General features: G+C 39.6%; 22 protein-coding genes. 6 read left to right on the top strand and 16 right to left on the bottom strand.

Going from position 1 to position 21,032, the window contains the following annotated elements:
• Nucleotides 1-24 precede the first annotated feature (24 nt).
• From guaA to HX021_RS02355, 3 genes are read left to right on the top strand one after another with little or no spacing between them, the layout of a single operon-like run.
• On the top strand, nucleotides 25-1,575 hold the full coding sequence (gene guaA, locus HX021_RS02345) for a glutamine-hydrolyzing GMP synthase (RefSeq protein WP_286588059.1): 1,551 nt from the start codon (nucleotides 25-27) through the stop codon (nucleotides 1,573-1,575).
• Nucleotides 1,532-2,818, top strand: coding sequence for an ABC transporter substrate-binding protein (locus HX021_RS02350; protein WP_286588060.1), 1,287 nt, complete (start codon nucleotides 1,532-1,534; stop codon nucleotides 2,816-2,818). The genes guaA and HX021_RS02350 overlap by 44 nt, the downstream gene beginning before the upstream one ends.
• Before the next feature lie 7 nt (nucleotides 2,819-2,825).
• Nucleotides 2,826-4,001, top strand: coding sequence for an RsmB/NOP family class I SAM-dependent RNA methyltransferase (locus tag HX021_RS02355; protein WP_286588062.1), 1,176 nt, complete (start codon nucleotides 2,826-2,828; stop codon nucleotides 3,999-4,001).
• Between the two features lie 100 nt (nucleotides 4,002-4,101).
• On the opposite strand, the gene HX021_RS02360 is transcribed toward HX021_RS02355, so the two are convergent.
• On the bottom strand, nucleotides 4,102-4,581 hold the full coding sequence (locus tag HX021_RS02360) for a universal stress protein (protein ID WP_286588064.1): 480 nt from the start codon (nucleotides 4,579-4,581) through the stop codon (nucleotides 4,102-4,104).
• Between the two features lie 74 nt (nucleotides 4,582-4,655).
• On the opposite strand from HX021_RS02360, the gene HX021_RS02365 reads away from it, so the two are divergent.
• Complete coding sequence (locus HX021_RS02365) at nucleotides 4,656-5,441, top strand: C40 family peptidase (protein ID WP_286588066.1); 786 nt, start codon at nucleotides 4,656-4,658, stop codon at nucleotides 5,439-5,441.
• 49 nt (nucleotides 5,442-5,490) lie between these two features.
• Here HX021_RS02365 and HX021_RS02370 read toward each other — a convergent pair whose 3' ends face one another.
• The 6 genes from HX021_RS02370 to HX021_RS02395 all read right to left on the bottom strand — a co-directional run bounded on the left by HX021_RS02370 (nucleotide 5,491) and on the right by HX021_RS02395 (nucleotide 10,224).
• Nucleotides 5,491-6,078, bottom strand: coding sequence for an outer membrane beta-barrel protein (locus tag HX021_RS02370; RefSeq protein WP_286588068.1), 588 nt, complete (start codon nucleotides 6,076-6,078; stop codon nucleotides 5,491-5,493).
• A 313-nt stretch (nucleotides 6,079-6,391) separates the two neighbouring features.
• Nucleotides 6,392-7,546 carry a molecular chaperone DnaJ gene (gene dnaJ, locus HX021_RS02375; RefSeq protein WP_286588070.1) on the bottom strand — a complete coding sequence of 385 codons (1,155 nt, stop codon included), beginning with the start codon at nucleotides 7,544-7,546 and terminating at the stop codon, nucleotides 6,392-6,394.
• 10 nt (nucleotides 7,547-7,556) lie between these two features.
• The gene (locus tag HX021_RS02380; protein WP_286588071.1) at nucleotides 7,557-8,105 is read right to left on the bottom strand and encodes a nucleotide exchange factor GrpE; all 549 of its coding nucleotides are present in this window, start codon (nucleotides 8,103-8,105) and stop codon (nucleotides 7,557-7,559) included.
• 159 nt (nucleotides 8,106-8,264) lie between these two features.
• The gene (locus HX021_RS02385) at nucleotides 8,265-8,945 is read right to left on the bottom strand and encodes a cell division ATP-binding protein FtsE (protein WP_286588073.1); all 681 of its coding nucleotides are present in this window, start codon (nucleotides 8,943-8,945) and stop codon (nucleotides 8,265-8,267) included.
• A gap of 5 nt (nucleotides 8,946-8,950) precedes the next feature.
• Nucleotides 8,951-9,154: a hypothetical protein gene (locus HX021_RS02390; protein ID WP_046672891.1), complete on the bottom strand. Its 204-nt coding sequence runs from the start codon at nucleotides 9,152-9,154 to the stop codon at nucleotides 8,951-8,953.
• Nucleotides 9,155-9,210: 56 nt separating this feature from the next.
• Nucleotides 9,211-10,224, bottom strand: a complete 1,014-nt coding sequence (locus HX021_RS02395) for an acyl-CoA reductase (RefSeq protein WP_286588074.1) — start codon at nucleotides 10,222-10,224, stop codon at nucleotides 9,211-9,213.
• 159 nt (nucleotides 10,225-10,383) lie between these two features.
• Here HX021_RS02395 and HX021_RS02400 point away from each other — a divergent pair, with 159 nt between their 5' ends.
• Nucleotides 10,384-10,734: a 4Fe-4S dicluster domain-containing protein gene (locus HX021_RS02400; protein ID WP_046672889.1), complete on the top strand. Its 351-nt coding sequence runs from the start codon at nucleotides 10,384-10,386 to the stop codon at nucleotides 10,732-10,734.
• A gap of 15 nt (nucleotides 10,735-10,749) precedes the next feature.
• Here the strand turns inward: HX021_RS02400 and HX021_RS02405 are convergent, their stop codons facing one another.
• Nucleotides 10,750-10,896: a hypothetical protein gene (locus tag HX021_RS02405; RefSeq protein ID WP_286588077.1), complete on the bottom strand. Its 147-nt coding sequence runs from the start codon at nucleotides 10,894-10,896 to the stop codon at nucleotides 10,750-10,752.
• A gap of 13 nt (nucleotides 10,897-10,909) precedes the next feature.
• Between HX021_RS02405 and HX021_RS02410 the strand changes: the two genes are divergently transcribed.
• A complete protein-coding gene (locus HX021_RS02410) occupies nucleotides 10,910-12,346 on the top strand; it encodes a dicarboxylate/amino acid:cation symporter (protein WP_286588079.1) in 1,437 nt (478 codons plus the stop codon).
• A gap of 112 nt (nucleotides 12,347-12,458) precedes the next feature.
• Here HX021_RS02410 and HX021_RS02415 read toward each other — a convergent pair whose 3' ends face one another.
• The 8 genes from HX021_RS02415 to HX021_RS02450 form a co-directional block, all read right to left on the bottom strand.
• Nucleotides 12,459-12,839, bottom strand: coding sequence for a YchJ family protein (locus HX021_RS02415; protein ID WP_286588081.1), 381 nt, complete (start codon nucleotides 12,837-12,839; stop codon nucleotides 12,459-12,461).
• A 13-nt stretch (nucleotides 12,840-12,852) separates the two neighbouring features.
• Nucleotides 12,853-13,665 carry a methionine ABC transporter substrate-binding lipoprotein MetQ gene (gene metQ / locus HX021_RS02420; RefSeq protein WP_286588082.1) on the bottom strand — a complete coding sequence of 271 codons (813 nt, stop codon included), beginning with the start codon at nucleotides 13,663-13,665 and terminating at the stop codon, nucleotides 12,853-12,855.
• A gap of 15 nt (nucleotides 13,666-13,680) precedes the next feature.
• A complete protein-coding gene (metI, locus tag HX021_RS02425) occupies nucleotides 13,681-14,334 on the bottom strand; it encodes a methionine ABC transporter permease MetI (RefSeq protein WP_286588084.1) in 654 nt (217 codons plus the stop codon).
• On the bottom strand, nucleotides 14,327-15,346 hold the full coding sequence (locus HX021_RS02430) for a methionine ABC transporter ATP-binding protein (RefSeq protein ID WP_286588086.1): 1,020 nt from the start codon (nucleotides 15,344-15,346) through the stop codon (nucleotides 14,327-14,329). Before HX021_RS02430 ends, metI begins: the two co-directional genes overlap by 8 nt.
• 201 nt (nucleotides 15,347-15,547) lie before the next feature.
• The gene (locus HX021_RS02435; protein WP_286588088.1) at nucleotides 15,548-16,408 is read right to left on the bottom strand and encodes a fumarylacetoacetate hydrolase family protein; all 861 of its coding nucleotides are present in this window, start codon (nucleotides 16,406-16,408) and stop codon (nucleotides 15,548-15,550) included.
• A gap of 58 nt (nucleotides 16,409-16,466) precedes the next feature.
• Nucleotides 16,467-17,399, bottom strand: a complete 933-nt coding sequence (locus HX021_RS02440) for a TIGR01777 family oxidoreductase (RefSeq protein ID WP_286588089.1) — start codon at nucleotides 17,397-17,399, stop codon at nucleotides 16,467-16,469.
• A gap of 317 nt (nucleotides 17,400-17,716) precedes the next feature.
• Nucleotides 17,717-20,086, bottom strand: coding sequence for a hypothetical protein (locus HX021_RS02445; protein ID WP_286588090.1), 2,370 nt, complete (start codon nucleotides 20,084-20,086; stop codon nucleotides 17,717-17,719).
• Between the two features lie 55 nt (nucleotides 20,087-20,141).
• Nucleotides 20,142-21,005 carry a hypothetical protein gene (locus tag HX021_RS02450; protein ID WP_286588091.1) on the bottom strand — a complete coding sequence of 288 codons (864 nt, stop codon included), beginning with the start codon at nucleotides 21,003-21,005 and terminating at the stop codon, nucleotides 20,142-20,144.
• Nucleotides 21,006-21,032 lie beyond the last annotated feature (27 nt).

Genomic DNA, 21,032 nt, shown 5'->3' on the forward strand with positions numbered 1-21,032 from the left:
ATTCGTAATACTTACCTTTGCTGCATGCCAGAAAAAATTATCATTCTAGACTTCGGGTCTCAGTATACGCAATTAATAGCAAGACGTGTCAGAGAACTAAATGTGTATTGTGAGATACACCCGTTTAATAAATTGCCAGATTTTGATGAATCTGTGAAAGGTGTTATATTCTCAGGAAGTCCCTATTCGGTGCGACAAGAGGATGCTCCTCAAATTGATTTTAGCGCTATTCAGGAGCGGTTTCCACTGTTGGGAGTTTGCTATGGAGCGCAGTACATTGCCCAAAAATCAGGGGGCGAGGTATTGCCATCTGAAATCCGTGAATATGGTCGTGCAAATCTGCAGTTTGTTAATCATGAAAATGAATTATTGGCAGGCATCCCGATGCAATCACAAGTATGGATGTCCCATGGAGATACAATCAAAGAGGTACCAGCTCATTTTGATATCATTGCAAGTACCGATAAAGTTCGCGTGGCAGCATATCAGGTTAGAGGAACACGTACCTATGGTATTCAATTTCACCCTGAGGTAACTCACAGTACTGACGGTGCAATCTTGTTGAAAAATTTTGTTGTTGATATCTGCGGTTGTTCTCAAGACTGGACTCCGGACGCATTTGTAGAAACTACAGTAGCCTCCTTGAAAGAACAATTGGGCACTGATCACGTGATCATGGCGTTATCCGGAGGGGTAGACTCTACTGTGGCGGCAGTGTTGTTACATCATGCAATTGGACAAAATTTACATTGTATTTTTGTGGATCATGGTTTGCTTCGTAAAGATGAATACGAGCAGGTGCTTGATTCTTACAAGAATATGGGACTCAATATAAAAGGAATTAATGCCAAGGAACTTTTTTATGGTCGACTGGCTGGTGTCTCGGAACCTGAAGAGAAACGTAAAATCATCGGCAACTCTTTTATCGATGTTTTTGATGAAGCTGCCAAAGAGATTCAGAAGGAATTACCTGACGGAGTAGAAGCGAAGTGGTTGGGACAGGGAACGATTTATCCTGACATCATCGAATCTGTTTCTGTGAAGGGACCTTCAGCAACAATAAAGTCGCACCATAATGTAGGTGGTCTTCCTGATTTTATGAAACTGAAAGTTGTAGAACCACTTAAAACTTTATTTAAAGATGAAGTGAGAAGAGTGGGGAAAGCTTTGGAAGTAGATCAGGCAATATTGGGTAGACATCCATTCCCAGGACCAGGTTTAGCTATTCGTATCTTAGGTGATATTACGGCCGAAAGAGTACGGATTGTGCAGGAGGCAGATGCGATCTTTATCAATAATCTGAAAGAAGCTGGCTGGTACGATAAAGTATGGCAGGCTGGTACGATTTTCTTACCAGTTCGTTCTGTAGGTGTTATGGGCGATGAGCGTACTTACGAACATGTTGTGAGCTTAAGAGCAGTAGGATCTCTTGACGGAATGACAGCAGATTGGATACATTTACCATATGACCTGTTGGCTAAAATTTCAAATGAAATTATCAACCATGTGAAAGGAATAAACAGAGTTGTATATGATATCAGTTCAAAACCACCCGCTACGATTGAGTGGGAATAAAATATGGGTAGCAGGACTCGTGGCCTTATGCCTGGCGAGTTGCACGACCAAAAAAAGTACAGTATTACGTTCACCTTCTTATCAGGAGGGTGAACAAGGTACTGTAGTCACAAAACCCAGTGAAACTAAGAAAGAGAAAACTACAGTAAAAGTAGGTGATGTGCAAAATGTCAATGGCCATATGGTCAAGAACAATAAGATTGCTCTTCTATTGCCGTTTGAATTAAATAGCATTGCTAAAACGGTGACTCCTGAAGATGTAGAGCGTTCTGCACTGGCTTTAGACTTTTATCAAGGTTTTCAGATAGGCTTAGATAAAGTAGCGAAAGAGGGCGGTTCCTTTGATTTGCAAGTGATCGATACAAGGGATAATGTGGCATATAATGCCAGCCTGGGAACAGCTGCGAGTGTGAAAGACGCCGTCATTGTCGTGGGGCCAGTATACCCACGAGAGATTAAAAGTTTTGCGCAGACCTTTAGTAATAAAAATGTTCTTCAGGTCTCCCCATTGGCAGCAACAATGGCTTCAGAGTTTAGTGTGCCAAATTTGGTCTCCATGACTCCATCCATTCGGACCCATGCAGAAATCATGGCAAAATATATTGCTGACCAATTTTATACCGGCGATCAGATTTTGATATATAATGCAGGGGATGATGAGAGCAAACAATTCTTGTCAAATCTGACCAACGGAATTACCAAAGCAAATCCGGAAGCAAAAGTCAAAACTGTCTTCAGTCTGATTGAACTAAATAATAGCCTTGTGCAGACTGGATCAAATCATATCGTTTGCGGTACAGCAAATAAAAATCTGGTCAAGGAATTGCTGGATGATATGGATGAGCGGTTTTTGAGTGGGAGCCATCAATTCAAATTGTATGGACATCCTAACTTTTCCAAACTTTCTTTTGAAAATTTCCAAAACATGGATTTCTATGGGCTGACCATTACATCTTCGAACCTGGTCAACGAATCTGATGGTGATACCAAAAAGTTTATTACACAATATAAAACGCAGTATCAGGTCGATCCATCAGAGTTTTCCTATAAAGGGTATGATGCGGCCATTTATTTTGGTCGTTTGATTCATAAATATGGAGTTGATTATGTCAGCCGTATGACCAAGGATAAGTTTTCGGGATTGAATAGTGATTATCAATTTGAATTTTATCCAAAATGGGGCTATGCCAATAGGGCACTGGGAATTATGGTATACCACAACAAGAGATTTGAAAGAAAATAATCGGTGAATGGCTGAATTCAATGAAAAGCGTGTGTATCAACAGATACGAAATTTTGAACGTGCAATGGATGGATTCGAAGCTGACCAACCATTTTCACGCTACTTGACAGCTTTTTTTAAACAAAATAAGCAGATGGGATCTTCGGATCGAAAATCCATATCCCGGCTCTGTTATAATTACTTTCGTTTGGGAATGGCGGCTCCCTTATTGTCACAGCAGCGACGATTGGTGCTCGCCGAATTTCTGTGCGAGAAGGATAGTACCTTGGTAGCGCTTCTAGAGCCTGCCTATATGGACAAAATTGGTCTTCCCCTGGCTGAGAAGCTCGCATTTCTGGAAGACGAGGGAATGTTGACACTCAATGACCTGTTCCCTTTCCACGAACATCTTTCTACGGAAATTGACGCCAAACTCTTTTTGAAAAGCCAGCTTGTTCAACCCAACTTATATATACGGGTAAAACAGGGAAAAAATAATGTTGTGCGCGCACTGCTGGAAGAAAACCAGATCCCCTATAGCATTATAGGAGAACAGACGATCAGTCTGGCTAATGGGACTTCGTTACAGCGTTTTTCTGCATTGGAAGGTTTAATTGAGGTTCAGGATTTATCTTCACAGCGCACACTGGATTTTATGCAACCTAAGCAAAAGGAATTTTGGTGGGATTGCTGCGCTGCATCAGGTGGCAAATCCTTATTGTTGATGGATGCCTGTCCTACTGTTAATTTGTTTGTATCTGACCTCCGTATGAGTATACTCAGAAATCTGGATGAACGATTTGAACGTGCAGGCATTAAGCATTACCGCAAAAAGATATTGGACTTGACCAAAGATCCATCACCAATATTGGGGAAAGAGCAATTTGATGGAATAATATTAGATGCTCCCTGTTCAGGGTCAGGTACTTGGGGACGCACGCCTGAAATGATAAGACAGTTCAAGACCTCGAAGATTACCGAATTTAGCAGTCTACAAAAATCAATAGCAAGTCATGTTGCAGGACATGTGAAGGTAGGTAAACCGCTGGTTTATATAACTTGTTCTGTGTTTAAAGCAGAAAATGAAGACGTGGTCCAATATATCGTGGATAATTTCGGTTTTGAGATAGAAAGCATGCAGACCCTGAAAGGTTATGAAGTACAGGCCGACAGTATGTTTGTCGCTCGTTTGATCAAACAATAGGCTTTAATTTATATCATCAAATCGCCCATTTTTAGTGCATAAGAATGGGCGATTTTATTTTCTATTGATGCTGCAGTATAGAGCATGGATAAAAAACGGATTAATTATGGTCACATTTGCTTGGAATGACCAACACTGGGCAGGTGGCCTTGCGAATGACTGATTCGGAAACTGATCCTGATATGAAATGGTCGAATCCTGTGCGGCCATTTGATCCCATAATGATCAGGTCTGCCGACCATTCATGAGAAGCAGCCAAGATCTCTTCTTTGATAGATCCTATCCGATTAAAAAGATACACTTCTCCGGAGTTGGTAAATTCTCGGCTTATTTTTTCCAAGTATTTCTGCGCATTTTCCTGTTCCATTTCCGAAACTTCCGGTACGATGATAGGTTGTTGCCCCAATAGAGGGTCGGCCCCAAAATTTGTAGGCGAGGTTGGTGGTATCACAGTAACGAGGGCTATGGAGGCTTCAAATAGTTGAGCCATTTCTCTGGCGTACTGGATCGCTTTTTCTGAACAAGGAGCATCATCGACCGCGACGAGTATTCTTTTGAATTTTAAATTTGTATTCTCCATATCTACTAGATTTAATTTATCTTCGTTTATATAATGTATAATCACGGTTTTAACAATTTTGTTTTGTTTAGCGAATGAAATATGGTATTTGTACACTGGCACTTGTTCCCTTGCGACTGGAGCAGGCACACCGCAGTGAGATGGTTTCGCAGGTGTTATTCGGAGAGTTATTTGAGATTCTGAATGAACAACCTGAATGGACCTACATTCGGATGTTGGACACGAGTTATATGGGCTGGATCCAGAATGGACAGTTTACACAGCTTCATCAAGAAACAATGGATGGCTATCTGAAGGGCAAACCTCATCTGGTGGGACGTGAAGGGGGGCTGCTCTATAATGCGTCAAAGCAGTTCTCTCTCTGTCATGGAACAAAACTGTATTTGACAAAACGAGATAAATGTAGTGTTGCAGGAATGGAGTTGGACTATCAGGGTAGTGTTAACCCATTTTCAAGAGGGATGTTTCAGTCTGAAGTGGTCAATCTGGCACGGAGTTATCAAGATGCTCCATATTTATGGGGCGGACGCTCTCAGTGGGGAATTGACTGTTCGGGTTTTTCACAGCTGATTTATGGTTGTTTCGATATCTCTTTGCCAAGAGATGCCTATCAGCAGGCAGAAATAGGTATGACTGTTGATTTTATTTCAGAAATAAAGGCCGGCGACTTGGCCTTTTTTGATAATGCGGATGGACGGATCACACACGTAGGTATTATGCTGGATAGCGATACCATTATTCATGCTTCTGCTAAGGTTCGTGTCGACAGAATGGATAGTGAGGGTATCTTTAATGGCGAACTGAATAGATATTCCCATAAACTACGCATTATAAAACGCTATCACGAAACGGGACCATAAAAAAGGCTATAATTAATTATAGCCTTTTTTATGGTTAACTTCGTCAATTTTAGAAGTGGAATTGAACACCTAAAGTTGGCGCCAATGAATTTGCATCTAAACCAAATGTATTTGTTGATACATCTGCAGTTTTGTTTTTGTTATAGTTGTAATATAAGCCTCTTACTTTCAGTTCAATACCTATTTTGCTTGTAGGGAAGTAGGCAAGACCTGGAGCCAATTCAACACCATATCGTTCAAATTTTTCTTTTGCCTCCACATTATTTGTTGTAGATGTTTCTGTTCCCCATGCCATTGGTACGGATAACTGAGCAAAGAACCTGACTGGTCCATTTGCAGTATATTTTCTAACAAATGGTGAAACCTGGAAGGCATCAACTTTAATGCTATTATCTTTATCAGATTCAGTTTTGTTCCAATTATAACCAATACCTGTACCAACAGCCCAATTGTCACTTACAAAGTAACCCACTGTAGGGTTGATCGAGAATGAATTTGCTTTGATATCTGTGTCTTTGACTTTTGAAGTTTCAAAACCAATTTGACCACCTACCATAATTTTTCCTTTTTCAGTTTGCGCATTGGCTGCTACTGTTAAACCTGCGATGGCAGTTAATGTAAGTAAAACTTTTTTCATGTCTTTTTATTTAAAATAGTTTGTTTACTATGTCAGAAATTACTTTCTGACTTTTTTAATTTGTTAGTCAAATATCGGAATAATAGTTGATTTCATTGTCACTGGATTGTCTAGATGTTTTACCTAAATCTTAAAATATAGTAGATCAGCTGGTTAAAATTGCCATTTTAACTGATTTGAATGCTTTATTTTGAAAAAGAGTTTTGTGAGCTGACTTTTTGTTATTATTTGTCAATTTTAAGTAAGAAAGCAAAAAAAGAACCATCTGTCAATCTGCACAGATGGTTCTTTTATCAAGTTGGATCAATTGATTTTACTCGAAATATTCTTTTATCCGCTCAAAGAAAGACTTTTCACTCTTACCTGGTTGAGGTTTGAAATTTGGTGATTCTTTGAGTTTATTCAGTAACTCTTTTTCTTCGGAAGATACTGCTTTCGGTGTCCAGATATTTACATAGACAAGTTCATCTCCTTTGTGATAAGAGTTGACCTCAGGAATACCTTTTCCTTTCAAACGTAATATTTTTCCACCTTGTGTACCGGGTTCAATTTTAATTTTAGCTTTTCCGTCAATGGTTGGAACTTCAACACTTGTACCTAAGGCTGCATCAACAAAATTAATGTATAAATCGTAAATAACATTTAGGCCATCACGTTTTAAACTTTCATGCGGTACTTCTTCGATGAGGATGATGAGATCTCCAGGAACACCACCCCGGGGAGCAGCATTTCCTTTGCCACTCATAGAAAGTTGCATGCCTTCACTGACACCTGCGGGAATGTTGATTGAGATTGTCTCTTCTCCACGTTCCAGACCTTCGCCTCTACAGGTCGTACATTTTGCGGTAATTTCTACACCTTCACCGTTACAGGTAGGGCAGGTGCTGGTGGTTTGCATTTGTCCTAGAATGGTATTGGTTACCCGTCTGACAGACCCTGATCCACCACATGTTTTACAGGTGTGGAATGACGATTTGTCTTTGGCACCAGATCCATCACAGCTGCGACAGACTACTTGCTTGTTGACCTTCACTTTTTTCTCTACACCTTTGGCGATTTCTTCCAGTGTCAATTTGACTTTGATGCGCAAGTTGCTGCCACGAGCGACTCTACGACCTCCGCGCTGACCGCCACCACCGCCAAAAAAGCTTTCGAATGGGTGTCCACCACCAAAAATGTCACCAAATTGGCTGAATATGTCTTCCATATTCATACCACCGCCACCACCAAAGCCTCCACTGGCAGAGTTTCCTGCATGGCCAAATTGATCATAACGTTGACGCTTTTGAGGATTGCTTAGGATGTCGTATGCCTCAGCAGCTTCCTTAAACTTCTCTTCAGCCTCATGATCACCAGGGTTTTTATCCGGGTGATATTTGATCGCCAGCTTGCGATATGCTGATTTAATTTCCTTCTCGTCCGCTGATCGTGCGACACCAAGTATATCGTAATAATCTCTTTTTGACATTGTCTTAATATTATTGACCTATAACTACTTTAGCGTGACGGATAACTTTGTCACCCAAATAGTATCCTTTTTCGATAACGTCTACTACTTTACTCTTTAAATCTGCCGTAGGTGCTGGAATGGTCGTGATAGCCTCCTGTAATTCAGGGTCAAAAGCTTGACCAATAGCTTCCATCTCTTTTAAACCCAATTGTGACAACGTCTGTCTCAATTTATTGTTTACAATTTCCATCCCTGTTTTCACCGATTCAACATCTACAGCTGTTTCCATGGCATTCAAGGCCCTGTCAAAATCATCCAATGTGGGTAATAATTTACCAATTACATCTTTTCCTGCCGATTGAATCAATTCAACACGTTCTTTGCTTGTACGTTTTCTATAATTGTCAAATTCAGCAGAAAGACGAATGTATTTATCCTTTGCCTCTGCCAATTCAGTAGCTAATTTTTCTTCAATAGACAATTCTACTTGGTTCTCGGAAGACTGCTCCTGTTGATCAGAAGAATTGGTTTCTACCTGATCTTGACTCTCATCATTATAATTATCTTGCTCATTCATATCTTCAATGCTAAAATAGATTCAAAAATTTACTATATGCTTCTCTTGTCAAAGTTTTTGCCAAACAATAAAATTCCGACAGCTTGTCAGATTTTATTAAAAAAGCCTAACAATTTGTCGGAATTTGCAAAAATATCTTTTTACCTGTCAGTTTTTTGTTTAGATGCTGACATCATCCTGTAAAATGCCATCACCAGTTTTGATAATCCGGGAAGGCATGCTTCGGATGATGGTGTAATCATGTGTGGCCATTAAAATGGCTGTTCCGGAATTAGCAATATCACGTAATAATAAAACAATCTCTTCTGAAGTTGCGGGATCTAAATTACCGGTAGGCTCATCTGCCAAAATAATTTCAGGATTGTTCAATAATGCCCGGGCTATCACAATCCGCTGCTGCTCACCCCCAGAGAGTTCGTGTGGCATTTTCTTTAATTTGGAACGTAAACCAACTTTTTCTAAAACGTCTAGGATACGTGCATCAATCATTTTCTTGTCTTTCCAACCCGTAGCCTTTAATGCAAACTCCAGATTTTTCTCGATAGTTCTGTCAGAAAGCAAATGGAAATCCTGAAAGACAATACCTAGTTTTCTACGCAAATAAGGTACGTCGTTCTCATGAAGCTTTTTGAGGTCAAAGCCGGCGATCATTCCCTCTCCATTGCCAATATATAAATCCCCGTAAATAATTTTTAATAAACTACTTTTTCCACTACCGGACTGTCCTATAAGATAAATGAATTCACCTTTACCAATGCTAAGGTTAACATTGGATAGGACCAGATGTTTCTGCTGGAAGATGTCAACGTTTTTTAATGTTATTACTTTATTTTCAATCATGGGAGCTAAAATTCTAATTTCTTAATTTGCCCAAAAGGCATTTCTCTAACCAATTGCATGATATATTCCGCTTTTTCTCCTAATCCGATCTTATCAAGCGATTTATCCGGCCGGTCGACTCTAAAATATGCCAACAAGGTGAAGGCATCATCCCTTAACTGTACGTAATCAGGAATTTTGGCGACACCTTTTACTTTAATGATATACATGATTTCAAAGTTAGTATTTTTAATGCAATTTCTTTACTATGAATTTAACAGACCACTTATTGGTTTGCAAATAAAAAGTCCAGGGTATTCACACCGTCGGCGTAGTCATCCAATGCAGGGCATTGGCTTTCACCAAAATGAAAGACCGGCGATTGAACATTTAATGGAATTTCGGATACAATGCATTGGATATTTTCATGCTGTGCCTGGAGCGTGTTTTCCACAGCCGATATATTTTCATATTCTTCATAATATACGACGGCTAATGGTGAGGCTGTGCGTGGATCTTGTTTAAGCAAGAGGAACCCATTGTCAAAATGTTTGTCACCATTAATAAGATAAATGGACTTGTTGTAATCGTAATTGTTGTTGTATTTGAAATGTTCTGTGATTGTTTTGAAATCGGCGATCCCTTCAAAGAACTGTGCTATTGAATAGTCTTTTGGGATGAGGAGTTTCGATACCGAACGGCAGCCTAGGCCAAAGTAATCGAATATATCATGACCTAAAGCCCGCAATTGCGCCGAAGTCTCTTGGCCGCTGATGACGGCTATACTATTTCGATTACGTCGAATAATGTGTGGCTTGGTACCGAAATAATAATCAAAATAACGGGAAGTATTGTTTGAACCTGTAGCGATAACCAAATCAAAATCTTTCAGTTTATCAACTATTTCAACAGCCTGACTGAATTCGGGTTCAATCTGTTGTAATTTATTGAGTATGTAGTGTGTTAAGCCCGCATCATCAGAGGATACTTTAATTTTTGCCTTGAAGCCGCTGACAAGCACACAAAGAATGTCATGGAAACCTACTAATGGAATATTTCCAGCCAGAATCAATCCTACGTATTTAGCTGAATTGACATCCGGATAGGGGAGCAGCCATTGATTGAGTTTGTCGAAGGTTAAATTGGAGATAATTGCCTGAAGGGCGCTTTCGACGTTGTTGATCGTGTACCATGGATTTTTATGTTGCGCCACCTGCATGATTTGTATTAGATCCCCAGGCTGGTTCTGCAACTGTTCACCTAGTTTTACAAACGCATTTATTCGTTGTTGCTTTGTCAAAATATTAAATTTTTAAAAGATGAATACACAAATTTGTATTATATTTGTGCTGTTAACATTAATCAACGTGAATCAACTAGCCTTATTGTTCAAATCAGACGTTGTTTTTCATATTGATAATGCAAAAATAGTTTATTTATCATAATTGTGAGGTTATAAATGGCGATTAAAATTACAGACGAATGCATTAACTGTGGTGCTTGCGAACCGGAATGCCCAAATAATGCAATATACGATGCTGGTGTAACTTGGAAATTTTCAGATGGGACAGCTCTTGATGGTGTCATTGATTTTGGTGATGGTGTTACCTTAGATGCAAATGAATCACAAGAGGCTATCTCTAATGAAGTCTATTATATTGTTTCAGATAAATGTACCGAATGTGTTGGATTTCACGATGAACCGCAGTGTGCAGCTGTTTGCCCTGTAGATTGCTGCGTGGATGATGAAGATGTACGTGAGTCTAACGATGAGCTGTTAGCGAAAAAAGCTTGGTTACACGCGGAATAAGGTTATTATTCCTTTTTAGAAATATAAGGCAGGATAAGCAATTTTCCTGCCTTTTTTTTCTTGAGTTTTTTTTAAACCGATATTTTGTTGCGAAAGTGGGGCTTTTGAAATAATAATATTTGCAAAAGCATAGTATTTTTTTATTTTTGTTCTTTTGACCATTAAAATCTTTTAAATGTTAAAAACCAAAATAGGGTTGATAACCCTGATCACAGTTACATTAGCTTGTATCATTGCTGTATTATACGAATTTGAAGTTGTAGGCTTTTCGCATGAATTTCTAATGGCTGTCCGATGGATAGTTGCTGCTGTTTTGGTTGTAAATGCGCTATTTAAGAAAAATTTGACTACTTGGATCCTAACGGCTATGATGATGGGGATATTTGTGGGATTGGATTTTCCTAACTTGGCGATATCGTTACAACCGCTAAGTAAAGGCTTTATTAAATTAGTGAAAACGATTGTTGGACCTATCCTTTTTGCAACTCTTGTCTATGGCATTGCTGGCCACTCTGATTTAAAACAGGTGGGCCGAATGGCATGGAAATCCATGCTGTATTTTTTCTGTGCGACGACCTGCGCAATTTTTATAGGTTTGGGTGCTATCAATTTGACACGTGCAGGTGTGGGCGTTGATGTTGCCCATATGCCGCATGAAGAACTACCAGCACCGAAAGAAAGTATGGATGAGCATATCCTAAAAACGCTGCCGGATAATGTTCACCCCGTTTATAAGTTTACCTCATTTATCCGTGATCTTTTTCCTGAAAATGTCGTAAAGTCGGTTGCGGATAATCAGGTGCTTCAAATTGTCGTATTTTCGGTTTTATTCGGAATAGGACTGGCAATGGTGGATGAGAAGAAGCGTAAACCTTTGGTTGACTTTACGGAAAGCATGTCCGAAACGATGTTTAAGTTTACCAATATCATCATGTACTTTGCCCCAGTCGGCGTTGGTGCAGCGATGGCCTATACCGTAGGCCATCTAGGTGTTGATATCTTGAAAAACTTATTTATGCTGTTAGCAACCTTATATTTTGCCCTGTTATGCTTTTTAACTTTGGTATTGCTGCCGGTTGCACTCTATCTAAAAATTCCTGTAAGACGTTTTATCAATGCGATCAAAGAACCAGTGTCTATAGCCTTTGCGACGACAAGCTCTGATGCTGCACTCCCTAAAGCGATGAGTGCCATGGAGAAATTTGGCGTCCCGCGTAAAATCGTTTCATTTGTCATCCCTACAGGATACAGCTTCAATTTGGATGGCACGTCTCTTTACCTATCCTTGGCCGCCATTTTTGTTGCCCAAGCAGCAGGAATTCATCTGTCATTTGGAGAACAGCTCATGATAGCCTTTACATTGATGATCACATCCAAAGGTGTTGCTGCTGTTCCGCGTGCCTCTTTAATTATCCTGATTGCGACCGCAGATCAATTCGGCCTGCCTACTTTTGTTGTCGCAGCAATTCTGGGAATAGATGAGCTGATGGATATGGCCCGCACTTCTGTTAATGTTGTAGGAAATTGTTTGGCAACTGTGGTGGTAGCGAAATGGGAAGGTGAATTTGATGAAGAAGCACCTTACCGCGAAGATACAGAAGAGCTGGCTTAAAACTCAAATAATCAGTTGTGTATATACCAACTGTACCTGTAAAAATAAATGCTGTTTCAAATCAAATTGAAACAGCATTTATTGTATAGGGTAGAGAACTGCTGAGTATTGTTCATTTGCCATCTACATAATACCAAAGGTTTCCCAGTTTTTTAAAGGTAGATTTTTCATGGTGGATCTGAACTTCCATCTCTGTATTCAGATAATGTGCCTCGAACTCCACGGTCTGAAAGGTTGTTTTTAAGATGTGGAGCTGCATCCATTTATTCTCCACTGACCATTTTCTGATGGCATTTTTGTCTTGAAATCGTCTTGTGGATGGATGGAATGTATTGTATAAAAAATCAATATTACGAACAACAAAGGCACTATAGCGAGCACGCATAAGTTGTTCGGCACCAGCTGCAGCAGCATGGGAAATATGGATTGCTTTGCAGCATGCTCCGAAAGAATTTCCCGATCCACAGGGACAATGACTAGCTGTATTTATCATATGAATTGATCAATTACCAGCCTTTGATGGCCCCGTTCTTAAATACCTTTTTAGCAGTTGCTTCTACTTCCGGTGATTGATATGCTTGAATAAATTGTAGGACCTTTTCATCATTTTTATTGTCCGAACGAGCCACGATAAGGTTGACATAGGGTGATTCTTTATCTTCGGTAAATAAGCCTTGTTTTTCGGGGTCTAAGCCAGCCTGAGAAGCAAAGCTGTTATTGATGATTGCAATAGCAACCTGCGGGTCGTCAAGGACACGTGGTAGCTGTGGAGCTTCCATTTCAATGATTTTTATTTGTTTGGGGTTGCTGACGATATCAGTCACTTTAGGCTGTATGCCTACATTTTCTTTTAAGCCAATAATTCCTTCTCGTTGGAGCAGTAATAAAGCACGGCCACCATTGGTAGGGTCGTTTGGAATCGCAATACTGGCACCGGGCTGTAATTCAGTAATCGTTTTGATTTTTTTTGAATAGGCGACGATCGGAAATACGAATGTATTTCCAACGATGGTCAATTTGGTGAAACCACGTTGTTTTGATTGTTCTTGTAAATAGGGCTGATGTTGAAATACATTAATATCAATATCGCCCTGGTTTAGGGCTTCATTGGGGACAACGTAATCATTGAACGAGACAAGCTCTACATCCAGATTGAACTTTTCTTTTGCGACTTTCTTAGCTGTTTCTGCCAGCTCCTTTTCAGGACCAGTTACAACACCGACTTTGAGGACACTTTCTTTTTTTGCCTTGTTATTGCAAGAAACAACAGTCATCAGACTCAAGGCTAAGATTGCAAATGCAGCGTTCAATTTTTTCATATGATACAATTAATGTTAACGATGGTTTACTTTTTTTGATATGTAATCTCCTGTATATTGTAATAAGAATACGATTAAAATTAATAAAATTAGCACAGAATTCATGATAAAGGTATCATAACCCACATAACCATATTGATAACCAATCTGTCCCAGTCCGCCAGCACCTACAGCTCCTCCCATAGCGGAATAACCCACGAGTGTAATCAAGGTTATTGTCGCATTGTTGACCAGAGAAGGTAATGCCTCTGGGAGCAATACTTTAAAAATAACCTGCTGGGTAGATGCGCCCATTGCCCTTGCGGCTTCAATCAAACCATTAGGAATTTCCAATAAACTATTTTCTACCAACCGTGCGATAAAAGGGGCTGCACCAATGCTCAAGGGCACCATGGCGGCAGACATACCTATGGATGTGCCAACAATGTTACGTGTGAATGGAATCATCCATACAATAAGAATAATGAATGGAATAGACCTGAACACATTCACTATGAGCGAAACAATCTGATGCATGCTTTTGTTTTCCAGCAGCTGGTGTTTTCTGGTCAGGAATAAGTAAATGCCAAGAGGAAGTCCGATGAGAAAACCAAAGAAACCAGATAGAAAAGTCATCATTAACGTTTCAAGCGTTCCTGAAAGAAGCAAATTAAATACCTGATCAGACATAACCTAATATTTTAGTTTGAGCATGCTTTTCCCTGAGATAGGAGAGGCTACTGTTGATATTTTCTTTTTCACCAGATAATTCGGCGAGTATAACACCAAATTTCATTTCACCCACATAATCGATCTGGGCACTTATGATATTCGTTTTAACTTGATACTGATGTTCCAGTTGCTGGATAAAGGGGATTGATTCTTCGTTTGAAGTCAGAAAGATCTCTACCAGTGGATTTCCACTTTCCTTTAGGCGTTCCTGAAAATTTAACGGGATATCAACCTGCAAAGATGACTGGATAAAATGTTGAGTGGTTGTTTCCCGTGGGTTGGCAAAGATGGTTTCCACAGGACCTGTTTCAATAAGTTTGCCCTGATCCAATACGGCGACTTGATCACAGATACTTTTGATGACATCCATTTCATGTGTGATCAGTAAAATGGTTAGATCAAGATGCTTATTAATTTTTTTCAGCAGCTTAAGGATAGACTTTGTTGTGGCGGGATCTAATGCACTGGTGGCTTCATCACACAGCAAAATCGCAGGATCATTTGCCAAAGCACGTGCGATGGCTACCCGTTGTTTTTGACCACCAGATAAATTGGCGGGATAACTTTTGGCTTTATCTGCCAGCCCAACCAGATTTAAGAGCTCGGTAACTTTTTGCTGGATAAATTCTTTTGATTTTCCTTCCAGTTCCAAGGGAAAAGAAATGTTCTCGGAGACTGTTCGGGAGGACAATAGATTGAAGTGCTGAAATATCATTCCAATTTTTCTCCGTTTCAGCATTAAGTCCTTTGATGACATGGACATCAAGTCGTCATTTTCAATGATCACTTGACCTGTATCTGGCCTTTCCAGTAAATTGACACAGCGGATCAATGTACTTTTTCCGGCACCAGAAGCCCCAATGACACCAAAAATCTCTCCTTTGGCAATAGCCAATGAGAGATTTTTTAAGGCTTCAATCCGATGGGATTTGACCTTGAATGATTTGGATATGTTGTTGAGTTGAATCATGAACCCTATTGGGATTTACCTATTTATTTAACACTAGCGGATGTCACTATAAATGTACACAAATGCAGTTGATAAAATACAATGAAATGACAAAAAAATGACTAAGCAGTAGCCGGTTTTAATCATTGATTGCGGAGCTGCATCATCTTTATGTAGGTATTTTTGAAGGCCTACAGAAAGACAGGGACAAAGAACAGCATATTATGATTGCGGGTGGGCCGATACGATATGTTTTCCGGAACCCAGTCCTTCTATGCCATATTCAATGATATCACCGTCTCGGAGAAACCGTTGCGGCGATTTACCCATACCGGATCCAGCTGGTGATCCTGTTGAAATAATATCACCCGGAAGTAATGACATGAATTGGCTTAAATACGAAATTAGTTTGGGAACCTTGTAGATAAAATCCCGTGTATTGCCATCCTGCATGATATTACCATTTAATTTTAGCCAGATTTTTAAATTATCCACATCTTGAATTTCGTCTTTTGTGGCAATGAATGGACCTATTGGAGCAAAGGTATCACATCCTTTTCCCTTATCCCAGGTGCCACCTCTTTCAATCTGAAATTCCCGTTCGGTAACATCGTTGTGCAGGACATAACCAAAGACATGGTCCAATGCTTCTTCCTCACTGACATAAGAAGCCTTTTTGCCGATAACAATTGCCAGTTCGGTTTCCCAGTCAGATTTAACAGAATTTTTTGGTAAGGTAATACCATCAAAAGGACCGTTAAATGCGGAAACGGATTTCATAAAAACAATGGGTTCAGCGGCTTGCTGTAATTTGGTTTCTTTCACATGATCGTCAAAATTGAGTCCCACGCACAGAATCTTGGAAGGTGTTTCCAATGGTGTGCCGATACGTTCATTGGAAGATATTTCCATTAGGTGTTCTTTATTCTCTTGAACATAGGCCTGGAGTCTTTCCAAATTTGCCATATCTGCAAAAAAATCGCCGTTATATTGAAAGTTTCCTGCTGAAACATCGTATTTCTTTTCATTTAAAATGACTCCCGCTTTTTCGGAGCCCTTTGCGCCATATCTAAAAATCTTCATAGGGCGCAAATATACGGATTTTGCCCTGAAATGGGGTGAAATTAACCGGAATAAACAATTAACCAATGTGTAAATTATCTATACAATTATTGTCCAGAACAGGATACTTGAATGGGAAGTTTTCCTGGACAATTTTTTTATTGCTTACCCAAGTACCTTGTAGTACCATTTCTTGTCCTTTCTTTCCTAGCAAGAGCTTTATAAGAACCTCGGGGATTGGAAATGGTAGGTATAGTAGCCCGTATCTTCTTTTTGCAAAACGTTTGGTAAACTGAGCGATTGGCATCGGATCAGAAGCACAGGCATTATAAAGTCCAGAGACTGTATTGTTCTGCATAGCAAACAAAAACATACGACAAAGGTCATCGATGTGAATCCAGCTCAGCATCTGCTTACCAGACCCAAAAATCGGATTTAATCTAAAACGGAGTAAACGATTGACCTCTTTGAGCAAGCCCTGATCTTTGCTGATCACAACGCCGAAACGAAAAACAACCAGCCTTGTTCCCAGTGTTTCAATGGGTTTGACGCTGGCCTCCCAGAGGTTACATACCCATGATAGGAAGTTGCCGCCCTGCGGATCACCTTCTTCAAAAGGCTTTTTTTTGTAGCTGTCGTCGGCTCCATACCAACCAATCGCTGATGCTGAAAGTACAGCTTTGACCTGATTGGGAATTTGTTTTAATGCCTGATAGATCAGTTGGCCACTTTCTACACGGCTCGAAATGATTTCTTGTTGGTAGGATTTTGTCCAGCGTGATGCATTGAGATTGGCTCCGGCCAAATTGATGATATAATCAGCTTCCTGAATTGATTTGGAATCTATGATCTGCTTTTTAGGATCCCATTGGACATAACGGACATGGGATTGAGGCGGATGAGCATTTGGATTTCTGGTGAAGATAATAACCTCATAGAAATTGGCGACCAATAATTTCGTCAAATGAAGGCCTATTGCACCTGTTCCACCTGTGATGATTACTTTTTCCATGAATTTAATTTCCTATGATTAGTCCTGATATCTATTTATTTCGTGTTATCGTTTGATCTTGGTCATGCTTTGCTGATGCTAGCCCTAATATACTGTTTTGGATCAATAATAGCAGCTTTAATTTTATGGATCAATACGGATGACCTTCCTAATTTGATCCCTTCGAATGTTTTATTGGGAATCACGGGATATTCGATTGGAAAAGATAAGCCCAGGGATAGAAGCAGGGGAGCGTGTGATTCTCCCGCTGCTTTTATCGGTCTGTATATTTAAAACAGTACTTACTAGATTACACATCCGATAAGTGTCAATCTTGGTCAAAATTTAAAACTTGACAAGAAACCGGGCTTTTTCCATGTACTTTTGTATTCATCCGCAAGTGCTGAATGATCGGAATAGGCTAAGACTTCATTCAGGATATGATGTGCTTTTTTGAGGTTACCTGTTTTGTAGTTGACCAATGCTTCGGCAAGTTTTACGGACTCACAATCATCATCATAGCTCCATTCATTTTGCGCGTAGATATCGTTGAAAATGGTCAGGTACGCATTGACTTTCTGTATATTTTCTTGTTCTGCAAATAGTAAAATGCCAAACTTAACCCACAGTACGTAATCATCGGGATCCATTACCGTCCCTACCCAACTGTCATATTGCTGGAATACTTCCGTTCCTGCTTTATGTTCACCAAGGAAGTAATAGCTTTTGATCACGAGGTATAAGGTTTTGGCTTTATCAAAATCGTCAATAATAAATGCTTTCTTATTTATGAGATACCTTTGAGCCGCCTCGTTGATGGCTTTATAAGCAGACTTTTCATTATAGAGCTGCATTAATACGTATTGGGGTTGGGCTTCACGACTATATTTTTGTGCCATATCTTCATAATAACCAATGCGTTCATCAAGGCCATGCTCTTCCAGTATCTGATAAATTATATTTTCTACCACATTTTTTGAGGCTTCAAAATCTCGATAATGATAGTCATCCAAATTGGGATGATTGATATAGAACTGGTAAAGCTGCTCCAACAGATGTTGAGCTTCTGCCTGAATATCTTCAGAAAGCCCCAAATGATAATTGGCATTGAGCTGCTGCACAAACATCTGGTAGCCACTCGGGAATGAAGGACTGCTGTGGTCTTCAGATAATTGGTCTTCCTCCATGTGCTCTTCTGCTAGCTCTTCTAAACTGATGGGATAGGTATTCAGATATTGCTGAACAACATCTTTTAAACGCTCGTAATCTTCCAGTGCTAATAATGCATAGAAACGGGTGTAATGTAACTCTTCAAAATCGGAATAGTTTAACCCTTCGGTGGCGATTTCATAACTAAGTTCAAATTGATCGGTGGTTTTTAAGGCAATCGCGAAGTTATTGCAGTTCATCGCACGGTTGTGACTACCTCCAAAATAATCACTTTCATATTTCCCTTGCTCAAAGTATTGTTTGAAAGCTTCATGGGCCTGACGGTAGAGCTCGAGATATAAATGGCTCAATGCCAACCTATCTGTTGAAGGAAGATCATCCAATGTATCGATAAAATCGTGTAAGTTAACCCCTTCATTATAAAGCTCGCGGGGCAAGTCATCAAATTGTGGAACTTCCGTATATATTTCACCGGAGACCAGATAGGTGCATTCCACCAAGCGCCGCCATAGTGTTGCGTTCCATTTTCTTTCTCCTGCCTGTTGTAGATAGGGGATGGCAGCAGCATACTGTTCATCATCGTATAGATAGGCCGCTGCAAAATGGTAGCCAACAAAGGAATCCGGATATTGATCAATCAATTTTAAGGCATGCAGATAATAATAATCAAATGGTATCCCAATATCCTCGGAATAATTTCGCTCAATAATGAGTTGATAATAGAATACGGCTGAGTTTTCGTAACCATCTGCGATAAGATCCTCAAAACGCCCATGCCATTTAACCAATTCTTTATGGATATGGGCAGCAGAATTTTCTCCTTTAATTAATTTGGATAATATCTTTAAGGACAGGTCAATATTGTTGCTTTCATAAGCAATTTCGGCTAGGTCAACATAGTTCATTTCATCGCTGCTGATGAAACGGTCAAATTGATCGCGGATCAGTTTGGACAATGTTGGCCCATCTACTTGTTTGGTACGATCCAGTAGGTAGACTCTTTTCATCCAGAATATGGAGAAATTGTGGTCATAAGTTTCGCGGTCCGCTCTAAAAGCCTCGTTAAAATAATTGATTCCATTTTCTAGAGCCATTAATAAGGATGGTTCATCTTGGAGACTTTCATGAATTTTAACCAAAAAATTGTACCCGTATGCCGTCATTTCCGGAATTGAGATTAATTTTTGGGCATAACCGATGAATACATCTTTGTTGTTGGAATCGATATGTTGCCTGGGGCGGTTGATCTGTGCCAGTACGGACTGATTGCTGAGCACATAATCTAAAATATGGTATAGCGTCGTCTCGTTATCTGGGTCTACCTCCAATGCTTTTTGGAAATAAGGAATCATTTTTTCTTGAATGATGTCGAAGATAGCTTCATGGCCTTCATAAAATACCTGGTCGTGATAGGCGATGGCTAAATGGGTCCACAATACAGCGTCTTGATCGTTTTCTTTTAACTGGTTTTCTCCTGCTATAATGAACATGTCCAATTCACCGCTATAGAACAAATCATAAATATTTCTTTCTTCCATCTGTTATTTGTTGCTTTTTGTTTTTTCTTTTTGATATGAAAATTTTGGGGCAATATTATCTGTTGTCAATCTTATTAAATTGATTGCCATCCCATTGAAATTGTTCTTCTTTTTTTGAAATATTGTAGTTCGGATCCAGGGCATTGTCATCAATTACTTCGCCTTCTTCAATGTACTTATAGATGATCTGATTGTTTTTTTTGTGTTCCGATGGAAATAGGATTTTCTCGTCGTGATAAAAAACACCGGCATCAGCGATTGAATACCTGCTTGGGAGATCTATAAATTTTTCACCTGTCCATGCCACATAAGTAAAATCTGTCGGAATCCCACAGGCTTCAGCGATAAACTCAAAACGCAAAATCTGTTTTACATTTTTTAGCCCCATGGCAGGGAGGATTTTACTTTGGGTTGCCATTTGTCCCGAAAAGACAAAAGAAAATGAATGACTTGTTAAAAGCGTTCCTTCCTTATTCAGGCGTTTGATCGTGGTTAAGAAATAATCTGCTTCATGATCAGGTCGCTTGATAAAACGTTCGAAGCCATACATGTATACAAAACCATCTGCATCAACCTGTTTTCCAAGAGCCAATAATCCAAGCCAAATAAAACCGCTTTTCTTTTCTCCATCTTTGGTATAGGTGACTTGGTACCAAGGAGCATAAAAATTTTTAATCCGATTTCCTTTGAATGGTTCGCTACTGATCGTTAAACAATTTCCCAATGAAAGTGAATCTATTATTTGTCCCTGAAGGTTTGGTCGTGAGCGGATATAGGCCGTATTTGCAAAAATAGTTGCCTCGTGGCCCTTTTGAAGATTCCAAAGATTAAAATCATCATCAAAGGTAAGCTCATTCTGCGCTTTTGAAAAAGGAAGGAATGTACAGGTAAATATTGCGATAAGATAGACTACTTTCATTTTTTACTGTTCTTTCCCACAAAAATA

Source organism: Sphingobacterium sp. N143, from assembly GCF_030325625.1.
In the GTDB taxonomy this organism is placed as follows: Bacteria; Bacteroidota; Bacteroidia; order Sphingobacteriales; family Sphingobacteriaceae; genus Sphingobacterium.

Excerpts from the sequence above, each read along its gene's own strand:
- guaA (WP_286588059.1), top strand. The coding sequence starts at position 25 with ATGCCAGAAAAAATTATCATTCTAGACTTCGGGTCTCAGTATACGCAA.
- HX021_RS02350 (WP_286588060.1), top strand. The coding sequence starts at position 1,532 with ATGATATCAGTTCAAAACCACCCGCTACGATTGAGTGGGAATAAAATA.
- HX021_RS02355 (WP_286588062.1), top strand. The coding sequence starts at position 2,826 with ATGGCTGAATTCAATGAAAAGCGTGTGTATCAACAGATACGAAATTTT.
- HX021_RS02360 (WP_286588064.1), bottom strand. The coding sequence starts at position 4,581 with ATGGAGAATACAAATTTAAAATTCAAAAGAATACTCGTCGCGGTCGAT.
- HX021_RS02365 (WP_286588066.1), top strand. The coding sequence starts at position 4,656 with ATGAAATATGGTATTTGTACACTGGCACTTGTTCCCTTGCGACTGGAG.
- HX021_RS02370 (WP_286588068.1), bottom strand. The coding sequence starts at position 6,078 with ATGAAAAAAGTTTTACTTACATTAACTGCCATCGCAGGTTTAACAGTA.
- dnaJ (WP_286588070.1), bottom strand. The coding sequence starts at position 7,546 with ATGTCAAAAAGAGATTATTACGATATACTTGGTGTCGCACGATCAGCG.
- HX021_RS02380 (WP_286588071.1), bottom strand. The coding sequence starts at position 8,105 with ATGAATGAGCAAGATAATTATAATGATGAGAGTCAAGATCAGGTAGAA.
- HX021_RS02385 (WP_286588073.1), bottom strand. The coding sequence starts at position 8,945 with ATGATTGAAAATAAAGTAATAACATTAAAAAACGTTGACATCTTCCAG.
- HX021_RS02390 (WP_046672891.1), bottom strand. The coding sequence starts at position 9,154 with ATGTATATCATTAAAGTAAAAGGTGTCGCCAAAATTCCTGATTACGTA.
- HX021_RS02400 (WP_046672889.1), top strand. The coding sequence starts at position 10,384 with ATGGCGATTAAAATTACAGACGAATGCATTAACTGTGGTGCTTGCGAA.
- HX021_RS02405 (WP_286588077.1), bottom strand. The coding sequence starts at position 10,896 with ATGGTCAAAAGAACAAAAATAAAAAAATACTATGCTTTTGCAAATATT.
- HX021_RS02410 (WP_286588079.1), top strand. The coding sequence starts at position 10,910 with ATGTTAAAAACCAAAATAGGGTTGATAACCCTGATCACAGTTACATTA.
- HX021_RS02415 (WP_286588081.1), bottom strand. The coding sequence starts at position 12,839 with ATGATAAATACAGCTAGTCATTGTCCCTGTGGATCGGGAAATTCTTTC.
- metQ (WP_286588082.1), bottom strand. The coding sequence starts at position 13,665 with ATGAAAAAATTGAACGCTGCATTTGCAATCTTAGCCTTGAGTCTGATG.
- metI (WP_286588084.1), bottom strand. The coding sequence starts at position 14,334 with ATGTCTGATCAGGTATTTAATTTGCTTCTTTCAGGAACGCTTGAAACG.
- HX021_RS02430 (WP_286588086.1), bottom strand. The coding sequence starts at position 15,346 with ATGATTCAACTCAACAACATATCCAAATCATTCAAGGTCAAATCCCAT.
- HX021_RS02435 (WP_286588088.1), bottom strand. The coding sequence starts at position 16,408 with ATGAAGATTTTTAGATATGGCGCAAAGGGCTCCGAAAAAGCGGGAGTC.
- HX021_RS02440 (WP_286588089.1), bottom strand. The coding sequence starts at position 17,399 with ATGGAAAAAGTAATCATCACAGGTGGAACAGGTGCAATAGGCCTTCAT.
- HX021_RS02445 (WP_286588090.1), bottom strand. The coding sequence starts at position 20,086 with ATGGAAGAAAGAAATATTTATGATTTGTTCTATAGCGGTGAATTGGAC.
- HX021_RS02450 (WP_286588091.1), bottom strand. The coding sequence starts at position 21,005 with ATGAAAGTAGTCTATCTTATCGCAATATTTACCTGTACATTCCTTCCT.